The sequence below is a fragment of the Vibrio cincinnatiensis DSM 19608 genome, assembly GCF_900167345.1.
In the GTDB taxonomy this organism is placed as follows: domain Bacteria; phylum Pseudomonadota; class Gammaproteobacteria; order Enterobacterales; family Vibrionaceae; genus Vibrio; species Vibrio cincinnatiensis.
This window is the reverse complement of sequence record NZ_FUXB01000004.1, coordinates 203,281-221,920: the sequence shown is the minus strand read 5'-3', so window position 1 is coordinate 221,920 and position 18,640 is coordinate 203,281. Positions and strand designations below refer to the sequence as shown.

At 43.4% G+C, this 18,640-nt stretch carries 16 protein-coding genes and 2 tRNA genes; 9 read left to right on the top strand and 9 right to left on the bottom strand.

Features of this window, described 5'->3' with window-relative positions; genetic code table 11:
• Nucleotides 1–49: 49 nt before the first annotated feature.
• Nucleotides 50–676, top strand: coding sequence for a uracil phosphoribosyltransferase (upp, locus tag B5D54_RS05265; protein WP_078925545.1), 627 nt, complete (start codon nt 50–52; stop codon nt 674–676).
• Between the two features lie 52 nt (nt 677–728).
• On the opposite strand, the gene rluF is transcribed toward upp, so the two are convergent.
• Together rluF and smrA are read right to left on the bottom strand one after the other, a co-directional pair.
• Nucleotides 729–1,703 (bottom strand): 23S rRNA pseudouridine(2604) synthase RluF, encoded by a 975-nt coding sequence (rluF, locus tag B5D54_RS05260; RefSeq protein ID WP_078925430.1) that lies wholly within the window; start codon nt 1,701–1,703, stop codon nt 729–731.
• A gap of 87 nt (nt 1,704–1,790) precedes the next feature.
• Nucleotides 1,791–2,372, bottom strand: a complete 582-nt coding sequence (gene smrA, locus B5D54_RS05255) for a DNA endonuclease SmrA (protein ID WP_078925429.1) — start codon at nt 2,370–2,372, stop codon at nt 1,791–1,793.
• Nucleotides 2,373–3,070: 698 nt separating this feature from the next.
• On the opposite strand from smrA, the gene B5D54_RS05250 reads away from it, so the two are divergent.
• Nucleotides 3,071–3,147, top strand: a tRNA-Pro gene (locus B5D54_RS05250).
• 49 nt (nt 3,148–3,196) lie between these two features.
• On the opposite strand, the gene B5D54_RS05245 is transcribed toward B5D54_RS05250, so the two are convergent.
• Entirely contained in the window at nt 3,197–4,069 is an 873-nt protein-coding gene (locus B5D54_RS05245; protein ID WP_238843270.1) for a TraB/GumN family protein, read from the bottom strand.
• A 449-nt stretch (nt 4,070–4,518) separates the two neighbouring features.
• Between B5D54_RS05245 and B5D54_RS05240 the strand changes: the two genes are divergently transcribed.
• Nucleotides 4,519–7,170 carry a beta-N-acetylhexosaminidase gene (locus B5D54_RS05240; RefSeq protein WP_078925427.1) on the top strand — a complete coding sequence of 884 codons (2,652 nt, stop codon included), beginning with the start codon at nt 4,519–4,521 and terminating at the stop codon, nt 7,168–7,170.
• A gap of 136 nt (nt 7,171–7,306) precedes the next feature.
• Here B5D54_RS05240 and B5D54_RS05235 read toward each other — a convergent pair whose 3' ends face one another.
• Nucleotides 7,307–10,012 (bottom strand): heavy metal translocating P-type ATPase, encoded by a 2,706-nt coding sequence (locus B5D54_RS05235; protein WP_078925542.1) that lies wholly within the window; start codon nt 10,010–10,012, stop codon nt 7,307–7,309.
• 166 nt (nt 10,013–10,178) lie between these two features.
• On the opposite strand from B5D54_RS05235, the gene gltX reads away from it, so the two are divergent.
• Together gltX and B5D54_RS05225 are read left to right on the top strand one after the other, a co-directional pair.
• Nucleotides 10,179–11,603, top strand: coding sequence for a glutamate--tRNA ligase (gene gltX / locus B5D54_RS05230; protein WP_078925426.1), 1,425 nt, complete (start codon nt 10,179–10,181; stop codon nt 11,601–11,603).
• A 282-nt stretch (nt 11,604–11,885) separates the two neighbouring features.
• Entirely contained in the window at nt 11,886–12,872 is a 987-nt protein-coding gene (locus tag B5D54_RS05225; RefSeq protein ID WP_078925425.1) for an OmpA family protein, read from the top strand.
• 82 nt (nt 12,873–12,954) lie between these two features.
• On the opposite strand, the gene B5D54_RS05220 is transcribed toward B5D54_RS05225, so the two are convergent.
• Nucleotides 12,955–13,461 carry a Fe3+-citrate ABC transporter substrate-binding protein gene (locus tag B5D54_RS05220; RefSeq protein WP_078925424.1) on the bottom strand — a complete coding sequence of 169 codons (507 nt, stop codon included), beginning with the start codon at nt 13,459–13,461 and terminating at the stop codon, nt 12,955–12,957.
• Nucleotides 13,462–13,640: 179 nt separating this feature from the next.
• Between B5D54_RS05220 and B5D54_RS05215 the strand changes: the two genes are divergently transcribed.
• Together B5D54_RS05215 and B5D54_RS05210 are read left to right on the top strand one after the other, a co-directional pair.
• Nucleotides 13,641–14,480: an AraC family transcriptional regulator gene (locus tag B5D54_RS05215; protein ID WP_229601047.1), complete on the top strand. Its 840-nt coding sequence runs from the start codon at nt 13,641–13,643 to the stop codon at nt 14,478–14,480.
• Between the two features lie 52 nt (nt 14,481–14,532).
• Nucleotides 14,533–15,159: a LysE family translocator gene (locus tag B5D54_RS05210; RefSeq protein WP_078925422.1), complete on the top strand. Its 627-nt coding sequence runs from the start codon at nt 14,533–14,535 to the stop codon at nt 15,157–15,159.
• A gap of 56 nt (nt 15,160–15,215) precedes the next feature.
• Here the strand turns inward: B5D54_RS05210 and B5D54_RS05205 are convergent.
• Together B5D54_RS05205 and B5D54_RS05200 are read right to left on the bottom strand one after the other, a co-directional pair.
• Nucleotides 15,216–15,292: transfer RNA gene (locus B5D54_RS05205), tRNA-Arg, on the bottom strand.
• Between the two features lie 53 nt (nt 15,293–15,345).
• Nucleotides 15,346–16,479: a flagellar assembly protein FlgT gene (locus B5D54_RS05200; protein WP_078925540.1), complete on the bottom strand. Its 1,134-nt coding sequence runs from the start codon at nt 16,477–16,479 to the stop codon at nt 15,346–15,348.
• A gap of 160 nt (nt 16,480–16,639) precedes the next feature.
• On the opposite strand from B5D54_RS05200, the gene B5D54_RS05195 reads away from it, so the two are divergent.
• Together B5D54_RS05195 and flgP are read left to right on the top strand one after the other, a co-directional pair.
• Nucleotides 16,640–17,275: a FlgO family outer membrane protein gene (locus B5D54_RS05195; RefSeq protein WP_078925421.1), complete on the top strand. Its 636-nt coding sequence runs from the start codon at nt 16,640–16,642 to the stop codon at nt 17,273–17,275.
• 9 nt (nt 17,276–17,284) lie between these two features.
• Nucleotides 17,285–17,719 carry a flagellar assembly lipoprotein FlgP gene (flgP, locus tag B5D54_RS05190; RefSeq protein WP_078925420.1) on the top strand — a complete coding sequence of 145 codons (435 nt, stop codon included), beginning with the start codon at nt 17,285–17,287 and terminating at the stop codon, nt 17,717–17,719.
• Between the two features lie 90 nt (nt 17,720–17,809).
• Here flgP and B5D54_RS05185 read toward each other — a convergent pair whose 3' ends face one another.
• Together B5D54_RS05185 and flgM are read right to left on the bottom strand one after the other, a co-directional pair.
• Entirely contained in the window at nt 17,810–18,235 is a 426-nt protein-coding gene (locus B5D54_RS05185; RefSeq protein ID WP_078925419.1) for a flagella synthesis protein FlgN, read from the bottom strand.
• Nucleotides 18,236–18,270: 35 nt separating this feature from the next.
• Nucleotides 18,271–18,594 carry a flagellar biosynthesis anti-sigma factor FlgM gene (gene flgM / locus B5D54_RS05180; protein ID WP_078925418.1) on the bottom strand — a complete coding sequence of 108 codons (324 nt, stop codon included), beginning with the start codon at nt 18,592–18,594 and terminating at the stop codon, nt 18,271–18,273.
• Nucleotides 18,595–18,640: the final 46 nt, after the last annotated feature.

Below are 18,640 nucleotides of genomic sequence, written 5' to 3'. Positions count from 1 at the left end.
AAATGAGTGTATAATCGGAAAGTTTATTTAAATTATGCCGGAGATGGAAATGAAAGTTGTTGAAGTAAAACACCCTCTAGTAAAACATAAAATTGGCCTGATGCGAGAAGGTGATATCAGCACGAAACGTTTTCGTGAGTTAGCAACCGAAGTGGGTAGCCTGTTAACTTATGAAGCGACCTCTGACTTTGAAACAGAAAAAGTGACCATTGAAGGCTGGAACGGCCCCGTTGAAGTTGATCAAATTAAAGGTAAAAAGGTGACGGTCGTTCCCATTTTACGAGCTGGGTTGGGTATGATGGATGGGGTATTGGAACACATACCTAGTGCCCGTATTAGTGTTGTGGGTGTTTATCGAGATGAAGAAACATTAGAACCCGTACCTTACTTCAACAAACTGGCTTCCAATATTGAAGAACGCATTGCGATGGTGGTTGACCCAATGCTTGCCACCGGCGGCTCTATGATTGCGACGATTGATCTACTTAAAGAGAAAGGATGCAACCAAATTAAAGTCTTGGTTTTAGTTTCTGCGCCTGAAGGTATTGAAGCGTTGGCAAAAGCACACCCTGATGTTGAGCTGTATACGGCAGCTATTGATGAAAAACTCAATGATAAAGGTTATATCGTTCCTGGATTAGGGGATGCTGGGGATAAGATCTTCGGGACGAAATAGTTCAGTGATTTTGCAAAGAAGAGGAGCCAATGGCTCCTCTTCTTTATTTTAGTTATTTATTTAGACGCAGCGTTCCGTTTTTTCTGGTGGCATTTGTCGCTGTACTCTTATGGGGGGCGGCTGATGAATCACGATGTGATTTAAATTGTTCACGCCCTTTTTTAGAATTAGGTGCATGGCGATGTTCATGTGCCTCTCGACCTTTAAAGGTTCGATGCGTGACTGGTTTTGAGGTCCGACTATCAAATAATTTAGCATCGGTTGCTTTTTGGATGGTTTGGCCTTTACTGTCCGTTCGGGAGGCTTCTTCGGTAGTGATTGAGCCTTCACACATAGCTAAAATTTCGTTGACTTCAGCTTCTGTTAAATAACGCCATTGGCCGTTAGGAATACCCTCTAAGGTAATATTCATGATCCTGACACGGCGCAATTTAAACACTTCATAACCCAATGCTTCGCACATGCGGCGAATTTGTCGGTTTAAGCCTTGAGTGAGAACAATGCGAAATGCATACTTTGTTTCTTGGGTAATTTTGCAAGGAAGCGTTACTGTATCGAGAATATTCACACCATTGCCCATCTGGTGAATAAATTCCTCGGTGATCGGCTTATTTACCCGCACCACATACTCTTTTTCGTGATTATTCCCTGCGCGGAGAATTTTATTCACAATATCCCCATCGTTTGTTAAAAAGATTAATCCATCTGAGGGTTTATCTAAGCGGCCGATAGGAAAAATACGTTTACTGTGGCCAATGAAGTCAACAATGTTTCCGGGGACATCTCGTTCCGTGGTACAGGTAATCCCCGTTGGTTTATTTAAGGCGATGTAGATGGGCTTTTCTTTATAGCCAACTGGGGAGCCATCAATACAGACGGTATCTTGCTCTGTGACTTTTGTTCCCATCTGGGGAATTTCCCCATTAATGGTGACTCGACCTTGTTCTATTAATTTGTCGGCTTCTCGACGAGAACAAAATCCTGTTTCACTGATGTATTTATTTAAACGTTTTTCATGGGTTGGCATGGTTGCTCCTGACGTTTCGCAACGGAGTGGTCAATTAAAATGATAATGCTATCTGTATAACGCGAGCATTTTACCAGCTATTGTGGGTTAACCAAGCCGTTTTTGGTGGCGTTCTCGGTTATCATCTTTTTGGTTACGACTTTTTCGAAGTAAAAGATAGACCGCTCCCGTTCCACCATGGAAACGTTGTGCGCTATGAACACATTGCACTTCATCGATTTGAGTTAACCAATGGGCGACAAAGCTTTTCATCATCGCTGGTGGGGTAGAACGTTCTCCCCGTCCGTGTATGATTAATAGGGTTCGCATATCCAATTTCATGCAGTGAGCTAGGAAACGGGTAACTTCATCTCGCGCTTGTTTTAGTGTTTTACGGTGTAAGTCTAGCCTCGCCTGAATTGGGTATTTGCCTAAGCGTAATTTCTTATACACACCATCCTGTACGCCATCTTTCTTGTATTCCACCACATCATCGGGCTTTAGCATCGGAGCAGAGTCAATGGAGAGATAGTCGGGATCTTGTTCTGAAAGAGCGATGGCGGATTGACGTTTCGCTAATTGTGCATCAGTCACGGTGTACCCTTTCTTGAGTTCAGCCACATCATGGGTGAGAGGTTTTACCTCTCCCATCATTTGCAGAAACAGGGCTAAATCATCATCGTGAGACATAGTGGTACCTGAAAAGAGCTACTTAATAGCGTGATTATACCGATTCAGATAGCAAAGAGGATCAGAGAGAGAATAAAAAACCGGAGTAGACAAGCTATCTACTCCGGTGCATAGCATGACACTATTATAGAATAGGTGCTAGGCGATCTAGTGAGGAGATTTGTCGTTCATGGCTTAGCTGAAGAAAGCTGTATGAAACAGAGTTAGACTCATCAATGATAACTATCATGGCTGATCATCCGACTGTATTATTCAGAAGGATATTGAATCATTGAGAAATCTATGTTTCCTCTAAAGCGTTGAAGACAGGCCTAGGTTAAGAGATGGCTAAATTTTCAACACTGATCTGGATCAATTGTATGGTCAAGGTTGCGATTATGTTTCTTTTGCTGTGTTATTAATCACACTTTTAGTGTATTTACTCGTCTTTTTCGTTCGAAATAAAGGAAAAAGAGAAAAGCAAAGAAAAGGGCTTGCTTAACAAAGTAGAATGGGTAACATACGCCTCCGTTGTCGGTGAATAGCGCAGTTTGGTAGCGCATCTCCGGTTTTAGGAATAGCGGACCAGAGGGTGACCCTCTTGTCGGATTCTCTAAAAAACCTTGTCGGTGAATAGCGCAGTTTGGTAGCGCATCTCCGGTTTTAGGAATAGCGGACCAGAGGGTGGCCCTCTTGTCGGATTCTCTAAAAAACCTTGTCGGTGAATAGCGCAGTTTGGTAGCGCATCTGGTTTGGGACCAGAGGGTCGGGGGTTCGAATCCCTCTTCACCGACCACTATTTTAAGCCTCAGTCGAAAGACTGGGGCTTTTTACTTTTAGCACTCTTACGGCTGTAATGAGCAAGTTGCCTGCTGACTATGATTTAATTGTGTAATAGCAAAGCCTTGTTTTTTAAGTAAATCTAGTACGTTGTTGTTGCCGACTAAATGCAGTGACCCAACCACGACGACATAATATCCTTTGGGGTTGGAGTAGAAGGCTGGGGTACTGAGCTTTTGGGCCCACTCACGGTTACGTTGGGTGATAAAGGCTTCTCTCATACCTTCAGACATTCCACTATGCTGCATAATGGTTGCTAATTTTTCTTGATCACCTTTTTGCCAGCTTTCAATGAGACAATCGGTCATCGTTTGATTGCTTTCCCATTCATCCAGTAGAGCAACGAGCATCTCTTGCCCATCGTTAGGTAAATTTGTGAATAAGTCGAGCTGATATTGCATACTTTCCAAGCTTATTAGTGGTACCTCTGCTTGGTTTGCTTTTCGAATTAAGTGGGCATCGACGCCTTTATAAGCCGAGTAGCCAAGTTGTTGAAACTGGAGGAACTGTAACAGTAAGGCACTATTCCAAGGAGGAAGCTGTAATAAAGTATCGGTGCTTTGGGACAACTGTTCAGCAATGGTCGCCAACTGTTTTTTCTGAGAAAGTGTTAGGACTTGCTCACTGGTAAATGTGTTTTTTGGGGGAAGAATATTGGGTGAATCTTGAGTATTGGCCTCAATAATCAAGCCATGACTTTTTTCTAATGCTTCATAGATCGGTGTGGGTAATGGATACATATCGGGGATTCCCACATGAATAGAGCCGATCACCATTAATGTTAAATTATCCTTTTCTACCTGCCAATACAGCGGTTCGGCTTGACTTGATAAGGTGACTATCGAGAGTAACCCGATCAGGAATCGAGAGATTTTCAAGTAAGGAGCTCCTGATATTTATGTGCGACAAAAACGTTACTTTAACGGAGTTTAAACAAATTTGACGAAGATAAATGTTCGATGTTTGTCACAAATTAGCGTTTATCTTCTCGAACTTGATGGGAGCCGTGAATAACGAAAGATGAATTTGATCACACCAAGGATTGAAACGGGCTTTGTTTGTGTGATTTTGATCGAATTAATCTCGTCAAAATAGAAATGTCGATTTTGACGGTGATTTTAACTTGTTGATATTAATGTTTTTTATATTTGTTTTGAACGTTAAAGTTTGAGGTTGATCACCTCATTGCTGGATTAATTTTACGGCTAGAAATAACTCGCGTTATGGTGAACGTCATTAAGTGTAGCCATTGGCTGATGTCGTCGTGAGATGTGAAGGGATATATGACCATCCCATCCGTTTTCAACCTAAAAGTAAGGTATTTCTTATGTTGAACAAGAGTGTGATTGCCGTTTCAGTGATAGCAACTTTAGCCGGTTGCTCAATGATGAACTCATCAAACCAGTCTGTAGTTAATTCACTCGCGGATAACCTAGATATTCATTATACCGTTTTCACCAACCATGGTGCGGATGAAGGACTTGAATGCCAAGCATTGGGAGCAGAGTGGGCTTCTTGTAATAAAGTGAATATGACCTTGGTAAACCAAGGTAACGCGGTGGATTCAAAAGATTGGGCCATTTACTTCCACAGTATTCGTTTGATTTTAGATGTAGACAGTGATCAATTTAAAGTGACCCGTATTACAGGAGATTTGCATAAACTGGAACCTACGGAATCATTTATGGGGTTGGCTAAGGGAGAAACCATTACGCTTCCTCTGATTGGTGAATATTGGCAGCTGTTTGAAACAGACTTTATGCCTCGTGCTTTTGTCACGGCACCCAATGCAGAACCCAAAGTGATTGCTTCACTCAATACTGAGGAGGTGGATAGTTTTGTGAGTGGACTATCCGGAAATAATCTAAAACGTACCCCTAGCGATAATAATGTCTTTGCGAATGCGTTGACTCGTTTTGAAAAAAACGCTGATGTAGCTTTGCAAGATGTGTCAAGTTCCTTATTACCGACCCCCATGAAAGTGGAAAAAGGTAATGGAAATTTAGATATCTCGGCGGGTTTAGCACTGCCCAAAGCGGCTTTTGACGAGGCACAACTGGCTGCCATTCAAACACGAGCGATGATTGTTGGCCTGAATGTGAATGGTTCACTTCCGGTTTCTATTGCTGTGACACCAAAGTCATTTAGTGGAGCGTTGGCTAAGTCAGGAGCCTATCAACTGCGCATTAATGATAAAGGTATCGTCATTCATGCATTTGACCAAGCAGGGGTTTTTTATGCCGTACAATCAATTTTGGGGTTGATTGATAGCCAGCAGCCAGACACATTACCTCAACTCTTTATTCAAGATGCCCCTCGTTTTGATTATCGTGGCATCATGATTGACGTTGCCCGCAACTTCCATAGTAAATCAGCAATTTTAGCGACATTAGATCAAATGGCTGCGTATAAAATGAATAAGTTGCATCTACACCTTACTGATGACGAAGGGTGGAGAATCGAAATTCCAGGGTTACCTGAATTAACGGATATTGGTGGGCAACGCTGTTTTGATTTAACCGAGACAGAATGTCTATTACCGCAGTTAGGTTCTGGGCCGACAAGCCATAATTTTGGTTCTGGTTATTTCAGTAAAGAGGACTACATTGAGATTTTGCAATATGCGAAGGCTCGTCATATTGAAGTGATTCCTGAAATCGATATGCCTGCTCACGCACGTGCAGCCGTTGTTTCGATGGAGGCGCGTTATCAGCGTTTAATGCAAGAAGGGAAAGAAGTGGAAGCCAATGAGTACCGTTTGTTGGATCCACAAGACACCTCAAATGTAACTACGGTTCAATTCTATGATCGTTTAAGTTTCATTAACCCTTGCCTTGATTCATCGACTCGCTTCGTGGATAAAGTGATCAGTGAAATTGCTGCCATGCACCAGCAAGCGGGAATGCCGTTAACCACTTGGCATTTTGGTGGTGATGAAGCGAAGAATATTAAGTTGGGTGCTGGTTTCCAAGATATTAATGAGACTGATAAAGTGAGTTGGAAAGGCAATATTGATCTTTCTGCACAGGATAAACCATTTGCTCAATCTCCACAGTGTCAGGCAATGATTGCTAGTGGTGAAGTGAGTGACTTTGCTCATTTACCTAGCCATTTTGCTGAACAAGTGTCGAAGCTTGTGAATCAACAAGGAATTCCCCACTTCCAAGCTTGGCAGGATGGATTGAAATACAGTGATGATGCTGAGTCATTTGCCACTCAGACCACTCGAGTCAATTTCTGGGATGTCTTGTATTGGGGAGGAACATCATCCGCTTATGAATGGGCTGAGAAAGGTTATGATGTAATCATTTCTAACCCTGACTATGTTTATATGGATATGCCTTATGAAGCGGATCCTAAAGAGCGGGGCTATTATTGGGCAACACGTGCTACCGATACGCGTAAGATGTTTGGTTTTGCACCAGAGAACTTGCCACAAAATGCTGAAACCTCACTGGATCGTGATGGCAATGGATTCAGTGGTAAAGGAGAGGTGAAAGCGAAACCATTCTATGGTCTCTCCGCCCAGCTTTGGTCTGAAACGGTACGCAATGATGAGCAATATGAGTATATGGTCTTCCCCCGCGTATTGGCTGCCGCTGAGCGAGCTTGGCACCGAGCCAGTTGGGAGAATCGCTACCGAGTCGGTGTTGAATATTCACAGCAAACCTCTCGTGTTAACCAAAAAGCGTTAACAGCGGACTGGAATCGCTTTGCCAATGTGGTTGGGCAACGTGAGTTAGCAAAATTGGAAAAAGCAGGTATTGATTATCGCCTCCCTGTTCCTGGAGCGGTCATTAAGAACGGACATTTGGCCATGAACGTTCAGTTTCCTGGAGTGACGTTGCAATATTCATTCGATGGTGAGCAATGGCAGAACTTTGATGCGGCGAATGCCCCTAAAGTCAATGGTAAAGTGTGGATTCGTTCACTCTCTACCAGTGGGCAACGAGCAAGCCGTGTTACGATGATTGAATAATCACTCGATACATTGAATTCATTTCACAATCGATTAAGCCTCTCACGTGTGAGAGGCTTTTTTTATGATAAGTCAAGGCTTAACAACTTAGGAAGACATCGACTCGATAGCTACCTTTGTGATCACCCTACACCAATTAATCATCAAAACGGGTTTTAACTAACCGTAGTCGGTTGGCATTACTCACCACGGTAATAGAAGAAAGTGCCATGGCCGCTCCGGCAACTACTGGGCTCAGTAAAAAACCGAATGTGGGATAAAGCACCCCTGCGGCAATCGGAATGCCAAGCGTATTGTAAATAAAGGCACCAAAGAGGTTTTGACGCATATTTTTCAACGTAGCTTTAGAGAGTTCAATGGCATTGACCACGGCTAGTGGTGAGGAGTTCAAGAGGGTCATTTGCGCACTTTCAATAGCGACATCACTGCCGCTACCCATGGCTATTCCAATGTCTGCTTGTGCTAGCGCTGGCGCATCATTGATACCGTCTCCTACCATCGCAACATGCCGCCCTTGCTGTTGCAACGCTTGAATATGTTGCGCTTTTTGATCGGGTAACACTTGAGCGATCACCTGAGCAATGCCTAACTGTTTGGCTATCGCATCGGCAACACTTTGCTGGTCACCAGTCAACATAACGCTATGAATACCCATTTCGTTGAGTGCTCGAACGGCTTTAACGGCGCTTTCTTTAATGGGATCGGCAATCGCAATCAACCCGATTAAGCGGTTATTGCGCGCAATGGCTACCGGTGTCCACGCTTGTTTAGCAAAAGTGTCGATGGCTTGTTGCGCGATGGTGAGATCAACGGCGAGAGAGTGCATGTGAGGTAAAGAGCCAATGACTATCTCATCCTCTTGATACTGTGCTTTTACCCCCTTACCGCGTTGATTTTCAAATTGCTCAATCGGGACTGCATTCACTTGCTGCTGCTTAGCATAATCACAAATTGCTTTAGCTAATGGATGTTCGGAGTGTTGTTCTAGCCCAAAGGCAAGGCTCAGTAAGGTGGATTTATCCCCTTCAAGGCAGAGCACCTGTTGTACGCTCGGTTTGCCTTGGGTCAATGTGCCCGTTTTATCAAAGACGACCGTATCAATGTTACTGGCTGATTGTAAAACGTTAGCATCACGAATCAAAATGCCCATTTCTGCGGCTTTACCCACACCAACGGTAACCGACAGCGGGGTGGCTAAGCCAAGCGCACACGGGCAAGCAATGATCAGTACGGTGGTGGCAACCACTAGCATATAACTGGCTTTAGGGTCCGGGCCAAACCAAAACCACATGGCGGCAGAAAAGAGCGCAATGGCGACCACCACCGGAACAAAGACTGCTGAAATTTGGTCGGCTAATTTGGCGATAGCCGGTTTACTGCTTTGCGCTTGGCGAACCATTTGAATGATACGAGCCAGCATGGTTTGCGAACCAATACCCGTAGCTTGGATCAATAAGCTGCCGTCTTGGTTGATGGTGCCTGCGGATACCGAGTCTCCGACCTGCTTATGAACGGGCAGCGGTTCTCCGGTCAGCATCGCTTCATCTACGTAAGAGTCACCCTCTAACACCATGCCATCAACCGGGGCTTTTTCTCCGGGTTTGATACGTAAAGTCATCCCTTGAGTAATGTCTGCTACCGCAATGATCCGCTCACCGTTTTCGGTCACTTGGGTGGCTTGTTGTGGCTGTAAATTGATTAATGCTTGCAGTGATTGCGTGGTTCTGGCTTTTGCTTTGGCTTCAATATAGTGACCGAGAGAGATAAGCCCAATAATCATGGCAGAAGCTTCAAAGTAAACATGACGGGCCGCCATCGGGAACCAATGAGGAAAGCTCACCACTAACATGGAGTAAAACCAAGCAGAACCGGTACCTAAGGCAACTAAAGTATCCATGGTGGCTCGGCGGTGAGTTAAGGCTTGCCAAGCATTGACATAAAAGCTGCGTCCGGCACTGGCGAGCAGAGCGAGACAGGTAAGCCCAACGATACCCCAGCCAATTTGGTCTTTGCTGCTTGTAATCATCATGCTGCCACCAACGACTCCCCAAGCCATCAGTGGACCGCCCAACAGTAAACCCAGAATAGCGCTGCGTTTATGCTCACGTTGCGAAGCGGCTAATTGCAACTGCTGTTTCGCTTGTTGCTGATTGGGATCGTCAAGAGCTTCTGCCTGATAACCCGCTTGTTTCACTGCGGCTAACAGTTGTTCGGTAAGCGGGTGCTCACTCATGACGAGTGCGCTTTGCTCAGCTAAATTGACTTGAGCTTTTTGAACGCCGGAAACAGACGTTAATGCCTTTTCCACGGAAGAGACACAACTGGCACAGGTCATCCCCTGAATCAGTAAGTGGGTACTTACCTTACTGGTGTCTGGTTGAGCCTCAATATGCGGTGTGGTGAGTGGTGATACCTGTTGTGTCGAGTTGGGTTTGGCTTCGATCTCGACTTTCTCCATTGGTTGCAAGCTTGCCTGATAGCCAACGTGCTGCACCTTGTCGATAATCTCTGCGTCAGTGAGTGTCGTAACTAAGCTGAGACTCGTCTTTGTGATATCCAATCGAGCAATCTGTGGCTCTTGGCTAAGCACTGTGGTGAGTTTATTGACGCACTTACCACAGTTAAGACCAGCTAAGTAAAAGTGTGTAGGTTGGGTGGTTTGATAACCTAACGATTCAATGCTATCCACGACATTATCGAGTGAAACTTCTGTATCCAATTCAATAAATGTTGGCGATAGCGAATGGATTTGAACCGTAAAGTCACTCTCTAGTTGGCGCTCAAGCTTACGGGCACATCCCATACAATTGAGCCCAGATAACGGCAAAGCATAATGGTTCATGGTCATTCCTCCGAAATATTGAGGTAAGGATAAACCTTGACCTAAAGGTAAGGTCAAGGGGGTTTCTTGAAGTTTCTTGGGTCTGTGCAATGGGAGTGATAGAATAACGCGCAAAATTTCGCTCATGCCAACATCCGGCTGAAGTTTCAGAAAAAGGTAATAAATAATGACGGTTAAAACTCGTTTTGCTCCTAGCCCAACGGGCTATCTACACGTAGGGGGAGCTCGTACAGCTCTTTATTCTTGGTTATATGCGAAAAGCCAAGGCGGGGAATTTGTTTTACGTATTGAAGATACCGACTTAGAGCGATCAACTCAGGCGGCGGTTGATGCCATTCTTGAGGGAATGACATGGCTGGGCCTAGAGTGGGATGAAGGCCCTTACTACCAAACGAAACGCTTTGATCGTTATAACGAAGTGGTTGACCAACTGTTAGCGGAAGATAAAGCCTATAAATGTTATGCCTCGAAAGAGCTGCTGGATGAAATTCGCGCAGAGCAAGAAGCCAATAAAGAGATGCTACGTTACGATGCCGATCATCCTAAAATTCAAGCCGTAAATGCTGCGGCTAAAGAGGGCGATCCCTGCGTTATTCGTTTCCGTAACCCGAAAGACGGCAGTGTAGTTTTTGATGACCAAATTCGTGGTCGAATTGAAATTCGTAATGATCAGTTAGATGACTTGATCATTCGTCGTACGGACGGTTCACCGACCTATAACTTTTGTGTTGTAGTCGATGATGTCGATATGGGCATTACTCACGTTATTCGCGGGGAAGATCATATCAACAATACTCCTCGCCAAATCAATATTTATAAAGCGATGGGCGCAACCATTCCAACCTTTGCTCATTGTGCGATGATTTTAGGTGATGATGGCGCAAAACTGTCTAAGCGTCATGGTGCGGTTTCTGTGATGCAGTATCGTGATGAAGGGTATCTGCCTGAAGCTTTGATCAACTATTTAGTGCGTTTAGGTTGGGGACATGGCGACCAAGAGATTTTCACTCGTGAGGAGATGATTAACCTCTTTAGCTTAAATGCGATTTCTAAATCCGCATCCGCCTTTAATACCGATAAATTGTTATGGTTAAACAACCATTACATTAAAACCTCGGATCCTGAATATGTGGCAAAACACCTTGAATGGCACTTTACTCAGCAAGGCATGGATAAAAACCAAGGCCCAGCTATGGCAGACATCGTTCGCCTCGTGGGTGAACGTTGCCATACCTTGGTTGAACTGGCCGAACAGTCTCGCTATTTCTATCAAGACTTTAGTGAGTTTGAAGCCAATGCAGCGAAAAAACATTTACGCGGCGTTGCTAAAGAGCCTCTAGCTTTAGCTTTAAGCAAAATCGAAGCGCTAACGGAGTGGAGTGTTGAAGCGCTCCATCAAGTGATTGCTGACGTTTGTGAAGAACTAGAGATTGGTATGGGCAAAATTGGGATGCCGCTGCGAGTCGCTGTCACCGGTGGTGGTCAATCCCCCTCGGTTGATGCTGTCATGCACTTGATCGGTAAAGAGCGAGTAGTGAAACGTATTCAAATGGCGTTAGATTTTATTGCAGAGCGTGAAGCGAACGCATAATTTCCCTTTCCTCATTGAAACCGTAGCGATGGCTACGGTTTTTTTTGTCCACTAAAAAGACCCGTTAAATCATTTTTATATTGATCCGTGACTAATCGATGGGGTTTATCTTCAAATATCACCTTCAAGTGACAAAAAATTAACACGAATAACCTGTCCCTTTTATATATATTTATTATAGTTATTGAATGTGGTCCGTTGTATCACGGTGGTGTTGGTGTTTTTCCTGTGGCGAAACACTTATGTCGAAATAATGATAATAACAAGTTAAAAGGAAGAGTTATGAAAAAGTTAGTTGCAATGATCTCTGTATCTGTCATGGCGGTTTCATCATCAGCGATAGCGGATGTTTATCTTGGAGGCAAAATGGGGCAAACGTGGCTTGATGACGCATGTCGAGCTGGGGATGTCTGTGAAGACCGAGATGCAACGTTAGGTGCTTATCTCGGCTATAACGTTAATCATTGGTTTGCCATTGAAGCTGGGTATGACATGTTGGGTAAATTTACTGGTGTTGGGCTTAATGATGAGCGTGTCAAAGCCATTACCTTTGCGCCTAAATTTAGCCTGCCCATCTCTCAAAGTGTTGATCTTTATGCCAAACTTGGTGGAGCGTATGTTGATTATGGGAGTGAAAGCGATTATTCCTTTTTAGGTGCAGCTGGTGCTGAATTTTTTGTGACTCCTAATGTCTCGCTCCGTACGGAATATCAACTACTCACTGATATTAATAATGATCAGGTAAGAGCTGAAGCCAATACCGTTTCATTAGGCGTGAGCTATCGGTTTGGTGGAGCCTCACAACCTGCAACCGTGAGTGAAAGTCGACCTGTTGAAGTGGAAGAAGTTATTATTGTTGAAGAAGCACCAGTGATTGATGTTCAACCTAAAATTGTAAAGAAAACGTTTGAATTTCAACAGTTAGACAGCAGTAACTTTGCTGTTAATAGCGCTAAACTCAATGAGGAAAGTAAAGAACAACTCAGTGATTTAGTTCTCTTTTTAAATGAATACCCTCAAGCTAACGTGATCGTCACTGGGCATACAGATTCATCAGGTTCGGCAGCGTATAACCAAACGCTCTCTGAAAAACGAGCGAAAGCTGTTGCGGATGCGATTGTGGAGCGTGGTATTGAACCTTCGAGAATATCTTGGAAAGGGGAAGGTGAGAGCAAACCGATTGCCTCTAACGCCACCGCTCATGGGCGTGAACTTAACCGCCGAGTCGATATTGTTATTCCTGAGTTCGAATATTCAGTAAAGCAGTAAGCCGTATGATGCATTTATGAATGAAAAAAAAGCCCACTTTGGTGGGCTTTGAGTTTATCGATAACCTTATAGCCATTCTTGTCTATTTTAAGTCAATGCTGTTTAAACGCCCCATGTAAATAAGAATATCAAGGTATGCGTTATGGGCATCCAGTAGGGCTTTTTTTGTTTTTGTATAAGCGGCCAACTTACCGTGCTTTTTAATTGAGCAAACTACGCTTTTAAATACACAATTACCTTCATTATCGTAACAGCGCCAAGCGGCAATATAACAGGCGTCACGATAGTCAGGGTTTTCTTTCGTTGGACGAGGTTTGTAAATGATTTTAGGTTCCAAACTATGGGGAAGCCGAGTCATTAAATAGGGGTCTTTAAGGATTTGTCGCCAAAATTTCCCCCACATTTCACGACCTAGCTCATTACGTAACTTAATGGCTTTTTTTAACCCTTTTTTTTCTCCGATACGAATATAACCCACCGACCGATGTAAAACAGTATCATCGGGCGTGTGAATATGAATTTTGTAGGCAGTTTTCGCTTTTGAGATAAAGCGATGGCCAGTATTCGTTTCTAGGTTACTTTTTCTCATACCTATCGCTATAGAGTGTTTTGTTAATAACTGAGTGGCAATAGTAATCGGGATAGCGAAATTAGTCTAAAACAATAAGAGTATAGTACATCAGAAGCGTGTCAGAATTGTGCGAAGATAGTTACCCGAAGTGAGTATTCTTCGTTTAATATCAAATGAGACAGCTTTAGTAAGGGATTATGATGGAAAACAGCGCTCGCCATATAAATCAATGTTTCTGGAAAGGGAAACATTTTCCACAGCTGGTTATTCGTTCAACACAAGATAGCCGACAAGCATATAAAATGCACAGTCATAGTGAGTTTTCGATTGGCATTATGACGGCAGGTAGGACCTGTTTATCCATTAAACAGGAAACAATGATCCTCTCCCAAGGAGAGATCACCCTTATTGAGCCAGAAGAAGTCCATGCTTGTAACCCTATCTCAAGGGAAAGTCGCAGTTATCATATGCTGTATGTTGATCATCGTTGGTGTTTAGACAGCTTATCTCGTTTACATGGTTTTAGGGTTGAACACTTTGTTTGTGATCGGCGAGTTATTCGGCATGCTGCTCTTTTTAAGAAAATCACTCAGTTAATTCCATCACTTATTCTTCATGATAATGATCATTATGTTGAAGAAATGAAAGAGCTGTTACACCAACTGCTTTTCTCCTATTGTTCCCCCCTCATTTCTGAACGCTGTTGTCATCGATTAGCTCATCAGGTTCAACAGCAGTTGTTAAAGGACATCACTCAGCCCCCATTACTCGATACGATTGCTCAAGAGTTCGGTTATTCACAAGAGTCTATCATCCGAATTTTTAAGCAACATTTTGGTATAACTCCAAAAGCCTTTCTTAATAATTATCGAATTGAGCAAGCCAAATTACGGCTACAGTCAGGGATGAAGATTGTCGATGTTGCTTACGATATGGGCTTTTCTGATCAAAGTCAGTTGCACCGAATGTTTGTTAACTATACGGCTTCAACACCTAAGCAATATAAGCATACCGCGTCAATTTTAGACAATAAATAGGGAGTAAAAGAGCCTATAGTGCAAGAAAAACAGTACTATAGGTGGATTATTCATGTCTTTTACTCTCTTTTTTCCTATCGCTTTTCCAGCTCTCGCTCTTGCTCACTTTGTGGCTTTACTTAGCCCCGGACAGGATTTTTTTCTGATTGTCGGGCATGCAATTAGGCATAAACTCAAAGGTAGTGCCTATATTTGTTTTGGTATTGCTTTAGGGAACGCCATTTACATTTTGATTGCTATTCTTGGTTGGGCTCATCTTCGAGATAATCAGCAGGTTTTTTCCACCATCGAAGTGTGCGGTGCGTTATACCTCATGTGGATTGGCTACCAGTTAATGAAGAATCAGGCTAAGCCGTCGCTGGCTAGCAATGGGGCCGAGAGGATACCGTCACGTCTAAAACAGTTGGTTCTCGGGTTTAATTCTGCATTATTAAATCCTAAAAACGCGTTGTTTTATATGAGCTTGATGTCCGTCATTTTAGGAAATGATGTGACCTTACTCCACCAGATAACCTGTGGTGTTTGGATGGTTTTGGTGGTGTTATTGTGGGATTTTTTGATTGCAGGTGTGATTGCGCAGCCAACGGTCCAAAAGTCTTTAGAAAAAAGTATTCCCATTATTGAAAAAATAGCCGGTGCCATACTCATCATGTTTGGGATCGGGCTATTTTTGCAATAATGATGGGGAAAACCAAAAAGGGCTAACTCAAAACTGAGTTAGCCCTTTGATAAATATGGCGCTCCCGACAGGATTCGAACCTGTGACCTGCCCCTTAGGAGGGGGCCGCGCTATCCTGCTGTGCCACGGGAGCGAGGCTCCTATATTACTGAATTATTATCATGAGATCATGTATTATGGCCGAGTTTATAACTGTTTGTGCATTACATCGCCAATTTGAATGCTAGAAGCCAGTTCTGGTTGATCTACTGTTAACTCTGCTTCTTTTTCGTAAACTCGGGTCACGGTTAAAGTAATGTCGCTTTGAGTCACTTTATTCCGAGGGAGTCCATTTTGATCAATAAAAGCGCCAGTATGCCAAAGTTGTAACTTATCTCCTTCCTGAACACCATGAATTCGACCTAAGTCCATACTGAGGGTATTGCCATATTTAGCGACCACCTCAGGTAATGTTATTTTACAAGAGAGATCCGTTTCTAAATCAAGCATGATATTACGGCTGACTCGTAATAACATCTGTCCATAAGTGGATGCCCAAAAACGAGCACTTCGTGTATCGATATTACTGGTTTTTGCAAATGGCCAACTGGAGACTTCACGGTAATTTTTCTTGGATATTTCATGCCCGGTTTTACCGTCAAAGACTTGCAATTCTAAAGCAAATTGTCGATTAATCGTATCATCTCGTAGTAAGTGTTGCTCAATGGTAGAAGTTAAATCCGTAATGGAACCTCCAACAATATAGTGAGCACCAAGATCTTGTGCGATCATCTTTATTCGTGTTGGGTTTCGGCTATCTAAATCATAATCAGTCGTACCGACAGAGACAAAGCTGTGTGCTTCTTGAGCTATCTGTCGATCAAGGACATCGGCAAAATCATCACCTAATTGATAAATTTGCCCCATGACCGCTTGTTGTGGGGAGGCAAGATCAATATTCCCGATCAAAACGGTCTTCTTATACTGGTTGATGTGGCAAGCCGTTGCCGATGGATAGATATCTATTCGTGCAACAATGTTCATGACATTCCTTCGAACCTTACGGCTTTCTACCGAAATGTAACGAATTTCATGGTTATCAAATAAATATTCTTGACGGTCTGTTTCCAGTAGTGGCATTAAGGAGCTGATACTCCCAATGTCACCTCCGGCAAAATTTACCGCTTTGTAGATGGCATCTTCGAGCGCATGTAGCCTTGCTACTTCTTCTGAGGAAACAATGGTCGCAGTTCCGGTGACTTCATACCAGGCTGCATAACTGCTTGGTACCCAAAAGTACATAAAAAGTATTGAAATTAAAGAATAAATATTTTTTTTCATGATAATTTGCCAGTTAGGTACAAAATTTGCTTTACAGATATTAGCTGATGTAGGTATGCCATTCTGAAGCGAAAGCTGATAAAGAAAAGCAAAGAGCGTTCCAGTTTTACCCACATGAATGGATGGGACGTTAGCCTTAGTATATCTGGAGATGAAGAGAATGAAAAAATGGCTTTCCTTAGTGCCTGCGGTTTTCTTGACTGCGTGTGCTTATGCCCCGATTTATAACGGTAAAGAGCCATACAATGGTTCACAATTTATGTTAATGGAGAGTCCTCGCCACACATTGGATTTCTTTATTGATAGTTTGACAGAAGATCTCGTTCAGTCCAACACCAGTGTTACTGCGCGGACGCCGATAGCCGTAACTTCATTTGTTGATCTACAAAATATGGATACGACCAATTGGTTAGGTAATTCAGTATCAGAAGGGTTGATTTATCAATTCCAGCGCCGGGGATTTAAAGTGGTGGATTTTAAAACCACGGGATCGATACAAGTGACACAGCAAGGGGATTTTGCTTTTAGCCGAAACTGGAAAGATTTAGCCCCAGAGCAAGAGATACAATATGTACTGACTGGGACTATGTTACGCCAAGAAGGCGGCGTATTAGTGAATGCCCGAGTGGTGGGGATGCAGTCACGAATTGTGGTTGCGACGGCACAAGGCTTTTTACCTGAAGATCGTATCGGGCGTGATTTGGATACATTGAACACTATCCGTACACAAGATGGGGTATTGATTCGTTCCGATCCAACGATTACTCGCCCGTATAATGTCATCTTACGACCTTAGGAGAGAATAATGAAAGCGGGATTCTTATTTCTTTTGCTTACACTAATGATGTCTGGTTGCCAGCCTTTACAGTCTATGCGTAGCGATGATTGGCTAACGGCGGTAGGGTATGCCAGTATCAGTGAGCAAAGAGGTCGAGATGAAGAAGAAAAACAAGTCAGGGCGATGAGGGCCTCTAAAATTGATGCTTACCGTGAATTAGCTGAGCAAATTTATGGTATGCGAGTGACTGGGCGTGCGGATCTACAGGATCAGCGTCTCGGTACTGAGTTGACTTCTGGTGCTGTTGATGGGGTCATTCGAGGTGCTGAAGTCGTGCGTAGTTATAAAGTCGGAGACAGTTATGTAACGGAACTACGACTCGATATCCGAAAAATGGACCGCTTACGTAGCTATGGTGAAGTACAGCAAGTCCCTGAAAAGCGCCAACAAACGTTATTTTAACTCTTTCTTCTCTCCAGATATAAAACAAGCGGCAATTTGATTGCCGCTTGTTTTATTTTTATCCATTACGCTTTAATAAAATAGAAAGCCTTAAGCTTTTAGGTTCGTGCCCAGCGTCGAGATGGTATGGGTTTGCCCAGTCGCATTATAGGTCATGCCTATTTTCCCGTGGCTTTGCTGCATTAAGTTATTGAGTTTATTAAAGCTAAGTTGGGCTCGAGCTAAGGCTTCACCGTTGATATTGTTCGCTTGTTGGCAGTCATGAACGATGGATCGGATTTGGTTCATTAGGTTATGTAAATGGTCATCTGCTGTTAGGCTCTTAACATCAGGATGCCGAGATATTCGTTGATCAGTTTGTTGCAGTTGGTTGACTAAGGTGATCTTTTTTTTGGCAATCGCCTCAATATCCGCAGAAATTCGGCTAGTAATTGCTCGTTTCTCTTGATCCAATAACGCGGAAAGCTCTTCAGCATTTTTTAATTGGAATTCGATTAAGTCTTTTAATACTGCCATGAGTCACTCACCTTTAATCGCTTATGGATAAGTTGTTAAAAGCCACCGAGCTCCTGTTCAAATTTCATTATGTTGTCCGCCAGCTTTTCTGGGTCGACCACATAGGAACCGTTAGCGATTGCCTCTTTAATCGCCGCAACCTTTGCACTGTCAAAGCTAGGAGTGGCGGCCATTTCATTATGCATCTCGCCAATCGCTTTGCTTTGAGTACTGAGTGAAACCGCGTCTTGCTGTGGGGTCATACTTGCTCGGGCTGTATTGGCCGAGCTGGATGATGTTGAGTTTGTATCTGAACGAGCAGGTGCACGACTGGTTGTCGTTAGCGAATGACCTGAACGTATATTATCAATACCTGCCATAAAAGAGCCTTTAAAAATGATCAACGTGTACCGTCAATATCGACGA